The sequence below is a fragment of the Billgrantia campisalis genome, assembly GCF_022341425.1.
GTDB classification, from domain to species: Bacteria; Pseudomonadota; Gammaproteobacteria; order Pseudomonadales; family Halomonadaceae; genus Halomonas; species Halomonas campisalis.
The window spans coordinates 55,618-69,536 of sequence record NZ_JABFUC010000003.1 but is presented as its reverse complement, the minus strand read 5'-3'; the positions used below and the strand labels follow the sequence as shown (position 1 = coordinate 69,536).

The following is a 13,919-nucleotide window of genomic DNA, read 5'->3' as shown; positions in this document are numbered from 1 at the left end:
ATGAGCACTCCACGATGCGCTTAATGACAACATGCCACCCTGTCCTTGCGACGTGGAAAGGCCGGCCTGGCCGGGCCAATCGAGGAGGGGCGCGCCGAAGTGCATAGGGGCGAACATCCGCCACCCAGGGACCGGAGCCCTCGGCCTCCTCCCGTTCACCACCGCCTGCCGCGGCCGAGCATTTCCGGCAAGCCTCATAGCGTCCTGCCAAATCCACAAGGCACGTCGCAGGCCCAGATATTCAGCTTAGCAAAAGATTTATTTTCAAAATTTCTATTTGCCAGAATAAGCAAATGGGACGAGCATCGGGAGTGCGACGCCGAGGCGCTCGCGCACGATACGAACAGAGGAAGACTCGAACATGAACAAGACGGCACTATTGTATGGATTGCTGCTGGCCGCTGGCCTCACCCAGGCGCAGGCCAGCATGGCGGCAGAGCCTGCCAGCCTCTTCGCCACCAGCCCGGTTCCCATCGCCGGGCCACTAGCGACACATAGCGAGGAGTTTCGCGAGGAGGTCATCGAGGTCGTGGACGGCGTGTATGTCGCCATCGGCTTTGCTCTCGCCAACTCGATCATGATCGAAGGCGATGACGGTGTGATCATCGTCGACACCACCGAGTCCATGGAAGCTGCCCAACGAGTTGCCGAACGCTTCCGCGCCATCACCGACAAGCCTGTCAAGGCGTTGATCTATACCCACTCCCACCCGGATCATATCTTCGGTGCCGGCGCCTTCGTCGACCCGGAGATGCCGATCGAGGTCTATGCCCACGAGACCCTCGAGGAAGAAACGGATCGCATCTTCAGCGTGCTGCAACCGGTCATCACCCGTCGCTCCATGTTCATGTATGGCAACTTCCTGAAAGATGAGGATCGGGCCAACAACGGTATCGGGCCCTTCGTGGACACCAACGAAGACACCACGGTACACATGATTCGCCCCACCCACACCTTCAGCGATCGCCTGGAATTGACGATCGCCGGCGTCCGGATGGAGCTGATCTATGCGCCCGGGGAGACCGACGACCAGATCAACATCTGGCTACCCGACAAGAAGGCCCTGCTCCCGGGTGACAACTTCTACCGCGCCTACCCCAACCTCTACACCATCCGCGGTACCGGCTTCCGCGATCCCAAACAGTGGGCCGACAGCATCGACCTGGTTCGCCAACTGGAGGCGGAGTACCTCATTCCCCACCACTCCCGCCCCATCGTCGGTGCCGACAATGTCGAGCGTGCACTGACCGACTATCGTGACGGCATCCGCTATGTCTATGACCAGACCCTGCGCATGATGAATGCCGGCCTGACGCCCGACGAGATCGCCCACCGTCTCGAGCTGCCGTCCCACCTGGCCGAATCGCCCTATCTGCAGGAGTTCTACGGCAAGCCGGAGTGGAGCGCACGCATGATTTATCAGGGCTACCTGGGCTGGTTCGACGGTAACCCGAGCAACCTGCACCCCCTGGAGCCCACCGATCGTGCCCACCGCCTCACCGCACTCGTGGGCGGCGAGTCACGACTGGCCGAGGCCGTGCAGCAGGCGGCTGAGGCCGACGAACACCAGTGGGTACTGGAGCTGACCGACCTCCTGCTGCGCATCGACCCCGAGCATGTCGCCGGGAAACAGGCTCGCCACACGGCACTTCGTACCCTGGCAGAGCAGGAGGTCAACCCCAACGCACGGCACTGGTACCTGACCGCGGCCGGGGAACTGGCCGGGGAGTTCAGGGTGCCGACACGGCTGGTGACGCCCTCCGATAGAATGTTGGCGGAGATGCCGCTGCAGGCCTTCTTCGATGGCCTGGCCGTCGCCCTGGACGCTCAGGCCGCCCAGGATATCGAGCAGCGAGTCGTCTTCGAGTTCCCCGACCTCGATGAGGCCTATACCTATATCGTGCGGCGCGGGGTCAGCGAGCTGGTCGAGGGTATCGACCCAGATGCCGAGATCCACGTCAGCACCGACAGCCTGGACTTCAAGCGTCTCCTGGCCGGCCTGGCGTCTCCCGAGGAGACGATCACCCAGGTCTTCACCTACCCACAAGGCGACCCCATGGCGTTCGCCGCCTTCCTGGCGACGTTCAACTCGACCATCGAGTGATAGCGTCTCATCGGAACCACGCAGAGGCCGGACTAGCCCGGCCTCTCCCTCTGCCGTTACGACGACAGCGGCATCCTTCATACTCGCTTGACAAGCCGGTACAGAGACCCATCATGCGAATGGTCTGGGGATACCGCGGAAACATCTCATGAAACTGAATTTCAGGTCGATCGACCTGAACCTGCTGCCGGTCTTCGCTGCCGTCGTGGAAGAAGGGCAACTGGCCCGTGCCGCCGAGCGGCTCGGCATGAGTCAACCCGCAGTGAGCGCGGCACTCAAGCGCTTGCGCCTGACCGTCGGCGCCCCCCTCTTCAGTCGCTCGCGGGCCGGCCTGTCGCCCACGCCGCTAGCCCAGGAGCTGTACCAGCGCATCTCCCAGGGCCTTTCGGTATTGGCCGAGGCACTGGATCCCGAGCAGGTCTTCGACCCCACACGTAGCGACCGAGACTTCCGCCTGGTCGCAGGGGACTACTTCGATACCCTGCTGCTGGGGCGCCTGATCGCCTCCCTGCGACGGCAGCAAGCACCGGTGACGGTGCAGGCACTACCGCTTCGAGGGGAATGGCTGACGGCATTGTTGCATGCCGATGTGGATATCGTCCTGGACACCGTTGCCATCGATGATCATCGGGTGAACTACGTCGTCATCAGCGAAGACTCTCCCGTTGTCGTGGCTCGCCAGGATCACCCTTGTATTCGTGACCGGATCACTCTGGACGATTTTTTCATGGCCGAACACGTGGTCCTGCCTCCGCGGGAGCGAGGGGTGCTACCGCTGGATCAGATTCTCGCCGACGAGCGCTGGCCCCGACGACAGCGGCGAATCGGGGTGCAGGTTTCACAATTCACCAACCAATTCGCCGTAGTCGCCGAGAGCGACCTGATCGCCACCGTCCCCAGACGCCTGGCGAAACATCTGGCACCCTCGCTGGGACTGCAGGTGATGGAGTTCCCGATCTCGGTTCCTCGGGTACCGATCTACCTGCTCTGGCCGAAGGTCCTGGATCATGACCCTGGGCACCAGTGGTTCAGGGAACAGCTCACCGAGCAGGTCAGGCTACTGGACTGATGCGAGCCTGATCCGCTTCCCCACGAACGCAGCGCAGCGGCTTGCCGAGCCGGCCCGACGCCGGCTGACTCAGAGGCTGAAATCGATCAGGATCATGGCCTGCGCTTCGGCCGACGCCAGGGGCGAGTAGTCGGCGGCGACGATGGGCCGAGCGCCGCGCATCTTGAGCACGGCGATCACCGCCAGGCCGATAGGACCGCAGCCGACCACCTGGGGAACGTCGCGGGCCGACAGTTCGGCAAGCCCCACCGCATGCAGGGCCACGGCCATCGGCTCGGTGAGCGCGGCGCTTTGGGTCGACAGGCCATTGGGCACCGGCAGCATCAGCGCCTCGGTGAGCAGCATGGATTCCGCATAGCCACCCGCCGGAGAAGCCGATGAAGGCCGGTCCCTCGCTTCTCAGCAGATAGGGAGGCGCAACCACTCGGGTTCCCGGGGCCAGGCGTCGTACCGTGTCAGGCCCATAGCCCTCGATCTCGGCACAATACTCATGGCCGACGAGGATGATCGGGCGCGACAGGTCGATCATCTCGCCGCCGGTCACCTCTCGGCCGGCGACAACGCACCGTCATACGGCGTCCATGAAGACGATCAGTTCGCCGCCCTTGTCGCTGTACGGATAGTGGTTGTTGCCGATCAGCTCATAGGCGGCATCACCCTCCTCGAAGGAGCCATCATCGTAGGCCCACTCCCCGCTGAGGGTATAGCCGATCGCCCGACAGTGATGCACGTGGCGTGCGCCGTAGCCACCGGGCGCGAACCGGAACTTCACGATCACGTTATGGTTCACCTTGTCGACGTGGTAGACCTTGATGCTGATGCCCTGGGTGCCGGGTAGCTCGACGGGCAGCCAGTCTGCGGGCTCACGAATGATGGTGGTCTCTTCGCTGGCACTGGTCATGGGGAATTCTCCTTGTCATTGACGTTATGGCGATAGCGCCAGGCCAGTCTGCAGCGAGCGCCACGCCGCGAGCTTGACATCGCGCGCCAAGCGATTGACATCTGGCGCGTCGCCCACGCCCCCCTCCCCTCCGCGAATTCCACCCCAATTTCCACCCTCGGGTGGACGCCGTCGCCTTGCCCCGCTTGATACAAACGGGTGAATCCTAGGACCCTCAAGGGGAAGAGTGATCATGACCCAAACGCTGCTGAACGACCGTGACATTAGCTTCCAGCTCTACGAGGTGCTGGACACCGAGGCACTGCTCCGGCGCCCCCGCTACCTGGAACACAGCCGCGAGACCTTCGATGCCACCTTGGAGACCGCCCGCAAGGTGGCCGAGCGCTACTTCGCCGATCACAACCAGAAGGGCGATGCCCAGGAGCCGACCTTCGACGGCGAACGGGTCCACCTGATCCCCGAGACCCAGGCCGCCTGGGACGCCTTCGCCGAGGGCGGCTTCCTGGCCGCCCATCACGACTTCGAGGACGGCGGCATGCAGCTGCCGGAGGTGGTACTGCGCAGCTGCATGGCCTACTTCAACGCGGCCAACGTCGCCACTACCGGCTACCCCTTCCTGAGCATCGGCGCGGCCAACCTAATCAAGTCCTTCGCCAGCGACGCGCTCAAGGCACGCTTCCTGCCGCCCATGCTGGCGGGCCACTTCAGTGGCACCATGGCGCTCACCGAGCCGGGCCAGGGCTCGGCTCTGGCCGACATCAAGACCGCCGCCGAACCCGACGGCGAGGGCCGCTATCGCCTGCGGGGCCACAAGATGTTCATCTCCGGCGGCGACCATGAGCTCACCGAGAACATCGTCCACCTAGTGCTGGCCAAGCTGCCCGACGCCCCACCCGGGGCCAAGGGCATCTCGCTGTTCATCGTGCCCAAGATCCTGGTCAACGAAGACGGCAGCCTCGGCGAGCGTAACGATGTGGCCCTGGCCGGCCTGCTGCACAAGATGGGCTTTCGCAATACCACCTCCACCGTTCTCAACTTCGGCGAGAACGGAGGGGCCATCGGCTATCTCGTCGGCGAGCCCCACCGCGGCCTGCAATACATGTTCCAGATGATGAACGAGGCGCGCATCGGCGTGGCCCTGACGGCCGCCTGTCTGGGCTACCAGGGCTACCGGTACTCGCTGGACTACGCCCAGCAGCGCCCCCAGGGCCGCCTGCCCTCCAGCAAGGACCCGGCCAGCCCCCAGGTGCCCATCGTCGCTCACGCCGACGTGCGCCGGATGCTGCTGGCCCAGAAGGCCTATGTCGAGGGGGCGCTATCGCTGTGCCTCTACGCCAGCTCGCTGTACGAGGACCAGCACAGCGCCGAGGACGAGGCCACTCGCCGGCGCGCGGGGGAACTGCTCGACCTACTCACCCCCATCGTCAAGTCCTGGCCTTCCCGCTATTGCCTGCAGGCCAACGACCTGGCCATCCAGGTTCTGGGCGGCTCCGGCTACATCCGCGAGTACCCGGTGGAGCAGTACTACCGGGACAACCGCCTCAACCCCATCCATGAGGGCACCGAGGGCATCCATGGCCTCGATCTGCTGGGTCGCAAGGTGATGCGCGATCCGGCCGCCTACCGGCTATTCCGGGAGGAGGTCAAGGCGACCCTGGGCGACGCCTCTCGCCACCCGGCGACCCAGGACTTCATCGGCCCGCTCGGCGACGCCCTGCAGCGGCTGGACGCGGTCACCGAGTCGCTACGCGGCCAGGTCGCCGCGGATCCGGACAGGGGCCTGGCCAATGCCACCCTCTACCTGGATCTTTTCGGCCGCCTGGTCGTCGCCTGGATCTGGCTGCGCCAGGGCCTCAAGGCCGCCCAGGGCCTCGACCGTGACGATCTCGCCGAAGCGGACCGCGACTTCTATCGCGGCAAGCTCCAGGCCACCCGCTACTACCTGGACTGGGAGCTACCGCAGATCAACCCGCAAGCGGAGCTCCTCCTACAGGGCAACCGAACCTGCTTCGACATGCACGACGCGTGGTTCTGAATGCTTACGCATGGTGCCAACACCCCAGAGCATTCAACCGACAGACGACCATGACAGAAGGCCATAGAGGAACCAGATGATGACTGAACCCGTCCACTACCAGCAGATAGGCCGAATCGCCGTCTTGCGCATGAATCAGCCGCCGATCAATGCCTTGGGGCATGCCATGCGAACAGCGCTCCAGGCGGCCTATCAGCGTGCCATCTCGGATGATGCCGTTGCCGCTATCGTCCTGCTGTCCGACATCGGGATATTCTGCGGCGGGGCCGATATCGGTGAGTTCGGCACCGAGGCCGTACGGCAACCCCCTTCCCTTCCCGAGCTGTGCTCGACACTGGATCAGTCGCCCAAGCCCATCGTCGCCGCCCTGCACGGCACCGCGCTGGGCGGCGGGCTGGAGATCGCCTTGGGATGCGATTACCGTATCGCCACCCCTCAGACACGGCTTGGCCTTCCTGAAGTGAATATCGGCCTCGTGCCGGGCGCCGGTGGAACTCAGCGTCTGCCCCGCCTGGTCGGGGTTCCTGCGGCCCTGGAGATGATCACCTCGGGACAACCGATACCCGCCGCCAAGGCGCATGAAATCGGGTTGCTCGACCGTCTGGTCGAAGGGGATCTGTTGACGGCCGCCGTCCACTTTGCCGAGGAGCTGATCAGCACCTCCGCCCCGTTGCGCTCCTGCACCACGCTTTCCGTGGATACCCGCACACTCTCCCCGAGCCATTTCGATGATTTTCGGGCCAGCATCGCCAGGAAAACCCGTGGCTTCGTGGCGCCTGAGCGCTGCATTCAAGCCGTGGAAGCGGCCTGCCGCCTGCCACTGGCAGAAGGTCTGAAGAAGGAGCACGACCTCTTTCTGGAGTGCATGGCGACCCCCCAGGCCCGGGCCCAGCAGCATCTCTTCTTTTCGGAAAGGAAGGCGACCAAGGTTCCCAATGTCTCTCCCCAGGCCACTGCCCGGCGCATCGAACGCGTCGCCATCATCGGCGCCGGCACCATGGGCGGTGGCATCGCCATGAACTTCGCCAATGCCGGTATTCCGGTCAAACTGCTGGAGCTCAAGCAGGAGGCCCTCGATAAGGGGCTAGCGGCGATCCGCAACAATTACCTGATTTCCGCCAAGAAAGGGCGCATGACCGAGGCTCAGGTCGAGCAGCGAATGGCCTTGCTCGAGGGAACGCTCCATTACAATGACCTTGCCGATGCGGACCTGGTCATCGAAGCCGCCTTCGAGAGCATGGATATCAAGCGCACCATCTTTACCAAGCTGGATGAGGTCTGCAAGCCCGGCGCCATTCTGGCCTCCAACACCTCGACGCTCGACTTGAACGAGATTGCCAGTGCTACACGCCGCCCCCAGGATGTCATCGGCCTACACTTCTTCAGTCCCGCCAATGTGATGCGGCTGCTGGAGATCATCCGAGGTTCCGCCACCTCCGACGAGGCCATCGTCACCGCCCTCAAGATGGCGAAGATCATCCGCAAGGTGCCGGTGGTGGTCGGCGTCTGCTTCGGCTTCGTGGGCAACCGCATGCTCGAACCCTATGGCCGCGAAGCCCATCGGCTGCTGCTAGAAGGCGCGACGCCCGCCCAGATCGACAGGGCATTGACCCGTTTCGGCATGGCCATGGGGCCTTGCTCCATGTTCGATCTCGCCGGCAACGACGTGGGCTATCTGGTGCGCGAGTCACGCCGCGGCGATATCGCACATGACCCCAGCTACAACCTGATCGGCGACCGGCTCTATGCACTCGGTCGCTATGGGCAGAAGAGCGGTCGCGGCTTCTATCGCTATGAGAACCGGGAGCAGCTCGAAGACCCCGATGTCATCGAGCTTGCCGAGACGATCGCCAAGGAGCTGGGCATCGAGCGCCGTGCCATCGAGGACGAGGAGATCGTCGAACGCTGCATCTTTTCGCTGATCAACGAAGGGGCGGCGATTCTCGATGAAGGCATCGCCTACCGCTCCAGCGACTGCGACCTGGTCTGGGTCAACGGCTACGGCTTCCCTGTCTGGCGTGGCGGCCCCATGCACTATGCCGACGAGATCGGCCTCGACACGGTCCTGGCGGGCATCGAACGCTACCGCAGCCGGCTTGGTACCCATGGGGAAACCTGGTTCACGCCTTCTCCTCTGCTCGAGCGCCTGGTAGCCGAGGGCCGCCGCTTTGGCGATGCACTCACTCAGGTTGCTGCCAATACCCGCTGAGCTCATACGACGATCCACGAACCACAAGCAGGTACTCCATGAAAGAAGCCGTTATCGTCTCGACTGCCCGCACTCCGATCGCCAAGGCGTTTCGCGGTGCCTTCAACAACACGACCTCCCCTACCCTAGCGGCTCATGCCGTGCGTGCGGCGGTGGAACGCGCCGGCATCGACCCCGGCGAGGTGGAGGATCTGGTGATGGGTACCGCCCTCCAGGCCGGCACCGCCGGCTGGAACCTGGGGCGGATGACCGCCCTCGCCGCCGGCCTGCCCCTGGAGGTCAGCGGCCAGACCCTGGATCGCCAGTGCGCCTCGGGGCTGATGGCCATCGCCACCGCCGCCAAGCAGGTCATGGTGGATGGCATGGACGTGGTGATCGGCGCCGGCCAGGAGAACATCAGCGCCGTCCAGAACCAGGCCCTGGAGTGGGCCTTTGCCACCAAGGACGAGCAGGTCCTGCGCCATGCCGAGCATGCCTACCTGCCCATGCTGTATACCGCCGAGAACGTGGTGAAGCGCTACGCCATCGGCCGCGACGTTCAGGACGCCTATGCCCTGCAGTCGCAACGGCGCACCGCCGAGGCTCAGGCCGCCGGTCGCTTCGATGAGGAGATCGTCCCCATCACCACCACCAAGGCGGTGGTAGACAAGCAGACCAAGGCCGTGAGCTACCAGGAGGTCACCCTGACCCAGGACGAGGGCAACCGCCCCCAGACCACGCTGGAGAGCCTGCAGGGCCTGGAGCCGGTGCTCGAAGGCGGCACCATCACCGCCGGCAACGCCAGCCAGCTCTCCGACGGCGCCTCCGCCTGCGTGGTCATGGAGCGCCGCCTCGCCGAGCGCCGCGGCCTGAGCCCCCTGGGCATCTACCGGGGCATGGCCGTGGCCGGCCTGGCCCCGGAGGAGATGGGCATCGGCCCGGTCTTCGCGGTACCCAAGCTGCTCAAGCAGCATGGCCTGACCGTCGCCGACATCGGCCTGTGGGAGCTCAACGAAGCCTTCGCCTGCCAGGTCCTCTACTGCCGCGACAAGCTCGGTATCGACGACGACCGGCTCAACGTCAACGGCGGCGGTATCTCCATCGGTCATCCCTATGGCATGACCGGCGCCCGGCTGGTCGGGCACGCCCTGATCGAAGGCAAGCGCCGCGGCGTGCGTTACGTGGTCGTCACCATGTGCGTGGGAGGCGGCATGGGTGCCGCCGGCCTCTTCGAGGTCTGCTGAGCCGACTCATTCACCGTGGCCCGAGGAGCCTGTCGGATTTGACCGATCGTCGCGAGAAGCACGGATTTCGAGTCAAGTTAATCGATCTGATGAGGCGAATAGCCCGCTATTTAACGAATCAGATCGAATGAAATTGGCCGAAAGCCCGGGTTTCGCAGCAGATCAGCGTTAAGTCCGGCAGGCTCCTGGCAACAGGCTGCTAGCGGGCCGCGGTGCCCTGTTTCGTTCCTACCGGAGAATTCTTCATGACTGCATCCCGCTTCTCATTGGAAGGCCGCATCGCCCTGGTCACCGGTGCCTCGAGCGGCCTGGGCCGCCACTTCGCCACCGTGCTTGCCGAAGCCGGCGCCCGCGTTGTGGTCGGTGCCCGACGCCGTGAACGCCTAGAGGCCCTGGTAGCCGAGATCCAGGCCGCCGGCGGACAGGCCCTGGCGGTCTCCCTGGACGTCACCGACGCCGCCTCCATCATCGCCGCCTTCGACGCCGCCGAGCAGGAGTTCGGCATCATCGACCTGCTGGTCAACAATGCCGGCCTCGGCGACACCGAGGGCTTCCTCAAGATGAGTGAGGCGAGCTGGGACGCCATGCTGGACACCAACCTCAAGGGCGTCTGGCGCCTCACCCAGGAAGCCAGTCGGCGCCTGGTGGCAACCGGCAAGCCGGGCAGTATCGTCAACATCGCCTCCATCCTCGGCCTGCGCGTCGCCCCCAAGCTCAGCCACTACTCCGCGGCCAAGGCCGGGGTGATCCAGTTGACCCGTTCGCTATCCCTAGAGCTGGCACGGCATGACATTCGCATCAACGCCATCGCCCCCGGTTACTTCCGTACCGAGATGAATGAGGATTTCTTCTCTACCGTGAAGGCCCATGCCTACATCGATCAGGTGGTGCCCATGCAGCGCCTCGGCAACCTCCAGGATCTGGATGGCGCCCTGCTGCTGCTGGCCAGCGATGCCGGTGCCTTCATGACCGGCACCGTCATCGCCGTGGATGGTGGCCACTCCAACAGCTCCCTCTGAGTCTTGCCGGACCGGCCTACGCCGAGGCCGGTCCCCTTCTCGCCACGGCTCGCCAGACAACCCCCGGAGCCGTAGCCTCGTTCATTTCCGCTTCAGTACAGCCGGGCCATGGAGTCACCATGCATCTCAATGTCATCACCGAAGGATTGAGCCTTCAGCGCCACCCCGACGGGCTGCTCGAGCTCGTCCTCACCCGCCCTCAGGTCCGTAATGCGCTGGACGAGGCGACGGCCGTGGCGCTACGCGACCACTTGCAGGCGGCAGCCGACGATTCGCAAGTGAAGGCGGTCATCCTGCGCGGCGAGGGCGGCGCCTTCTGCGCCGGTGCGGATCTCTCCGCCTTCGAGGGAACAGCGGATAGCCTGCTCAGCGAGGCACTGGCACGGCTCTTCGAGCCGGCCCTGAACGCCATCATGGCCATGGACAAGCCGGTGATCGCCGCCGTGGAAGGCCCCACCGCCGGCATCGGCGTCTCCTACCTGCTGGCCAGTGACCTAGTGGTGATGGGCGAATCAGCCTTCCTCAAGCTGGGTTTCATCGACATCGGCCTGGTCCCGGATGGTGGCGCCAACTGGCACCTAGTGCACCGTCTGGGGCATGCCCGGGCCTTCGAGTTGACCGCCCTGGCCCCCGAGATCGACGCCGCTCGCTGCCTGGCCCTGGGACTGGCCAACCGGGTAGTGGCCGAGAGTCAGGCTAGCGAGACGGCACGCGAAATCGCCAGGCAACTGATCAATCAACCGGCTCGAGCGCTGGCCGCCACCAAGCAACTGCTGCGCACCGCCGCGGAGGCGAGCCTCCTCGACACCATGGCACTGGAAGGCAGGCTTCAGGATAGCTGCCGCCTGGAGCCGGACTTCCGGGAGCGGGTGCAGGCCCTCCTGCACCGGCGGCGTTGAGGCACCGCTCCCCGCCGAGGCCCAGCACAGCAGCCTGCTGGGCCGCCGCCGATGCCGCCTCACCAGCGAACGGCGGCAGCACCTGATTCACCTCCCGCCTGACGAGACGTCAGTCCATGGCCTCCGCACGCGCCGCCGGCTCGGCATACCGCGCCACCTCTGCCAAGCGCTCCCGGACGGCGGCGTATTCCCGGCGCAAGCCAGCCACCACCTCCGCCACCGACGTTACCGACGTTACCGCATCGATGTTACCCACCCCCTGACCGGCGCCCCAGATATCGCGCCAGGCCTTGGAGGCGCTGCTGCTGCCGGAACCGAAGCGCATGGCGCTCTTGTCGGACGTCGGCAGATCATCCGGATCCAGGCTGGCCTTGACGATGCTGCCGCGCAGACAGTTGCCATGCACTCCCGTGAACAGGTTAGTGTAGATGATGTCGCTGGCCTCGGACGACAAGATGAGTTGCTTGTAGTCCTCCACGGCATTGGCCTCATGGGTGGCGATGAAGCGCGTGCCCATATAGGCCAGGTCCACACCCAGAGTCTGGGCATGATCACTGGTCGAGAGCGCGACCTGGAGGATCCTCCTTACAACGTGCTTTCCAGCTCCGGCAGGGCCTGGAAGAGATCCGCCACCAATCCGTAATCGGCCACCTGGAAGATCGGCGCCTCCTCATCCTTGTTGATCGCCACGATCACCTTGGAGTCCTTCATCCCCGCCAGGTGCTGGATCGCCCCGCTGATGCCCACGGCGATGTAGAGCTCGGGGGCGACGATCTTGCCGGTCTGGCCCACCTGCATGTCGTTGGGCACGAAGCCGGCATCCACCGCCGCCCGCGAGGCGCCGATGGCCGCCCCCAGCTTGTCGGCGATGCCCTCGAGCAGCGTGAAGTTCTCGCCGCTGCCCATGGCCCGCCGGAGATCACCACCCGGGCACTGCCCAGCTCGGGGCGGTCGGACTGGGCCAGTTCCTCCTTGACGAAGCGCGACTGGCTGTTCTCCACCACGCTCGCCACCGCTTCCACCGGGGCATGGCCGCCCTGATCGTGTCGAGAGCCGACGGCATCGAAGGCCGTGGCGCGCACGGTGATCACCTTGAGCGAGTCACCGCTCTGCACGGTAGCGATGGCGTTGCCGGCGTAGATCGGCCGCCGGAAGGTGTCGGCGGACGCGACGCCGATGATCTCGGAGAGCTGCGCCACGTCCTTGAGCGCGGCGAGGCGCGGCAGCACGTTCTTGCCGGTGGTGGAGGCCGCCGCCAGCACATGGGTGTAATCATCGGCGAGTGCCGCCAGCAGCGCCGCGCTGGGCTCGGCCAGTTGGTGGGCATAGACGGCGTGATCGGCGACGCGCACCCTGGCGACGCCGTCGAGCTTGGCGGCGGCCTCGGCCACGGCGCCGACGCCCTCCCCCACCACCAGTACGTCGATCTCGCCGCCGATCTGCTGCGCCGCCGCAACGACGTGGGCGGTGATGCTGCTCAGTTGGCCATCGTGATGTTCGGCCAGGACCAGGATGCTCATGAGATCACCTTCGCTTCGTTCTTCAGCTTGTCGAGGAGCTCGTGCACCGAGCCCACCTTGATGCCGGCCTGACGCTCGGGGGGCGGCTCGACCTTGAGCAAGGTGACCTTGCTGGCCACCTCGACACCGAGATCCGCCGGCGTCTTGACTTCCATCGGCTTCTTCTTGGCCTTCATGATGTCGGGCAGCTTGGCGTAGCGCGGCTCGTTGAGGCGCAGGTCGGTGGTGACGATGGCCGGCAGCGTGAGCTCCAGGGTCTGCAGGCCGCCGTCCACCTCGCGGGTCACCTGCAGCTTTTTATCGCCCCCGTCACCGCTGATCGTCACTTCCGAGGCGAAGGTGCCCTGGGGCAGGCCGGTCAGCGCCGCCAGCATCTGCCCCACCTGGTTGTTGTCGCTGTCGATGGCCTGCTTGCCCAAGATCACCAGACCCGGCTGCTCGGCCTCGACCACCTTGGCCAGCGCCTTGGCGGCGCCCAGCGACTCGACACGCTCGTCGGTCTCGATGTGAATGGCCCGCTCGGCGCCCAGCGCCAGGGCGGTGCGCAGCTGCTCCTGGGCGGCCTTGGGGCCGACGGTCACGGCGACAATCTCGGTGGCCACGCCTTTTTTCTTCAGGCGCACCGCCTCTTCCACGGCGATCTCGCAGAAGGGGTTCATGGCCATCTTGACGTTGGTGAGGTCGACGTCGGAGTGGTCCGGCTTGACCCGGATCTTGACGTTGTAGTCGATGACGCGTTTGACCGCGACGAGGATCTTCATGGTGACTCTCCCATGACGGTTTCCACTGAAAGCCGTGCGAACTCGATATGGCGCTGAGGCTAGATTCCGCAGCATGAAGCCAGGCTCTGCATATCATCACGGGCAATGCGAGGATTCCCGCCTCCTCGAGCTCGCCTGACGATTGGCCAGAAGCCTTGGGATCGTTGTAACAGGGAGGC

11 protein-coding genes and 1 pseudogene are annotated in these 13,919 nt (G+C 65.0%); 7 read left to right on the top strand and 5 right to left on the bottom strand.

The window, feature by feature from the left end:
• Window positions 1-361 precede the first annotated feature (361 nt).
• Complete coding sequence (locus HOP52_RS04210) at window positions 362-2,104, top strand: alkyl sulfatase dimerization domain-containing protein (RefSeq protein WP_238976024.1); 1,743 nt, start codon at window positions 362-364, stop codon at window positions 2,102-2,104.
• 148 nt (window positions 2,105-2,252) lie between these two features.
• Window positions 2,253-3,173: a LysR family transcriptional regulator gene (locus tag HOP52_RS04205; RefSeq protein WP_238976023.1), complete on the top strand. Its 921-nt coding sequence runs from the start codon at window positions 2,253-2,255 to the stop codon at window positions 3,171-3,173.
• 69 nt (window positions 3,174-3,242) lie between these two features.
• Here HOP52_RS04205 and HOP52_RS04200 read toward each other — a convergent pair whose 3' ends face one another.
• Both HOP52_RS04200 and HOP52_RS04195 read right to left on the bottom strand, forming a co-directional pair.
• Window positions 3,243-3,518, bottom strand: a complete 276-nt coding sequence (locus tag HOP52_RS04200; RefSeq protein WP_238976022.1) for an MDR/zinc-dependent alcohol dehydrogenase-like family protein — start codon at window positions 3,516-3,518, stop codon at window positions 3,243-3,245.
• Window positions 3,519-3,741: 223 nt separating this feature from the next.
• Complete coding sequence (locus HOP52_RS04195; protein WP_238976021.1) at window positions 3,742-4,074, bottom strand: cupin domain-containing protein; 333 nt, start codon at window positions 4,072-4,074, stop codon at window positions 3,742-3,744.
• Between the two features lie 232 nt (window positions 4,075-4,306).
• Here HOP52_RS04195 and HOP52_RS04190 point away from each other — a divergent pair, with 232 nt between their 5' ends.
• From HOP52_RS04190 to HOP52_RS04170, 5 genes are all read left to right on the top strand, one after another.
• Window positions 4,307-6,109, top strand: a complete 1,803-nt coding sequence (locus HOP52_RS04190; protein ID WP_238976020.1) for an acyl-CoA dehydrogenase — start codon at window positions 4,307-4,309, stop codon at window positions 6,107-6,109.
• Window positions 6,110-6,188: 79 nt separating this feature from the next.
• The gene (locus tag HOP52_RS04185; RefSeq protein ID WP_238976019.1) at window positions 6,189-8,318 is read left to right on the top strand and encodes a 3-hydroxyacyl-CoA dehydrogenase NAD-binding domain-containing protein; all 2,130 of its coding nucleotides are present in this window, start codon (window positions 6,189-6,191) and stop codon (window positions 8,316-8,318) included.
• Window positions 8,319-8,356: 38 nt separating this feature from the next.
• Window positions 8,357-9,541 (top strand): acetyl-CoA C-acyltransferase, encoded by a 1,185-nt coding sequence (locus tag HOP52_RS04180; protein WP_238976018.1) that lies wholly within the window; start codon window positions 8,357-8,359, stop codon window positions 9,539-9,541.
• A 245-nt stretch (window positions 9,542-9,786) separates the two neighbouring features.
• Entirely contained in the window at window positions 9,787-10,560 is a 774-nt protein-coding gene (locus tag HOP52_RS04175; RefSeq protein WP_238976017.1) for an SDR family NAD(P)-dependent oxidoreductase, read from the top strand.
• Window positions 10,561-10,679: 119 nt separating this feature from the next.
• Entirely contained in the window at window positions 10,680-11,459 is a 780-nt protein-coding gene (locus HOP52_RS04170) for an enoyl-CoA hydratase/isomerase family protein (RefSeq protein WP_238976016.1), read from the top strand.
• Between the two features lie 109 nt (window positions 11,460-11,568).
• On the opposite strand, the gene HOP52_RS04165 is transcribed toward HOP52_RS04170, so the two are convergent.
• The 3 genes and pseudogenes from HOP52_RS04165 to HOP52_RS04155 all read right to left on the bottom strand — a co-directional run bounded on the left by HOP52_RS04165 (window position 11,569) and on the right by HOP52_RS04155 (window position 13,740).
• The gene (locus tag HOP52_RS04165; protein ID WP_422677683.1) at window positions 11,569-11,991 is read right to left on the bottom strand and encodes an NAD(P)H-dependent flavin oxidoreductase; all 423 of its coding nucleotides are present in this window, start codon (window positions 11,989-11,991) and stop codon (window positions 11,569-11,571) included.
• 53 nt (window positions 11,992-12,044) lie between these two features.
• A pseudogene (locus HOP52_RS04160) lies at window positions 12,045-12,979 on the bottom strand (electron transfer flavoprotein subunit alpha/FixB family protein).
• A complete protein-coding gene (locus HOP52_RS04155) occupies window positions 12,976-13,740 on the bottom strand; it encodes an electron transfer flavoprotein subunit beta/FixA family protein (protein ID WP_238976015.1) in 765 nt (254 codons plus the stop codon). Before HOP52_RS04155 ends, HOP52_RS04160 begins: the two are co-directional and overlap by 4 nt.
• Between the last annotated feature and the right edge of the window lie 179 nt (window positions 13,741-13,919).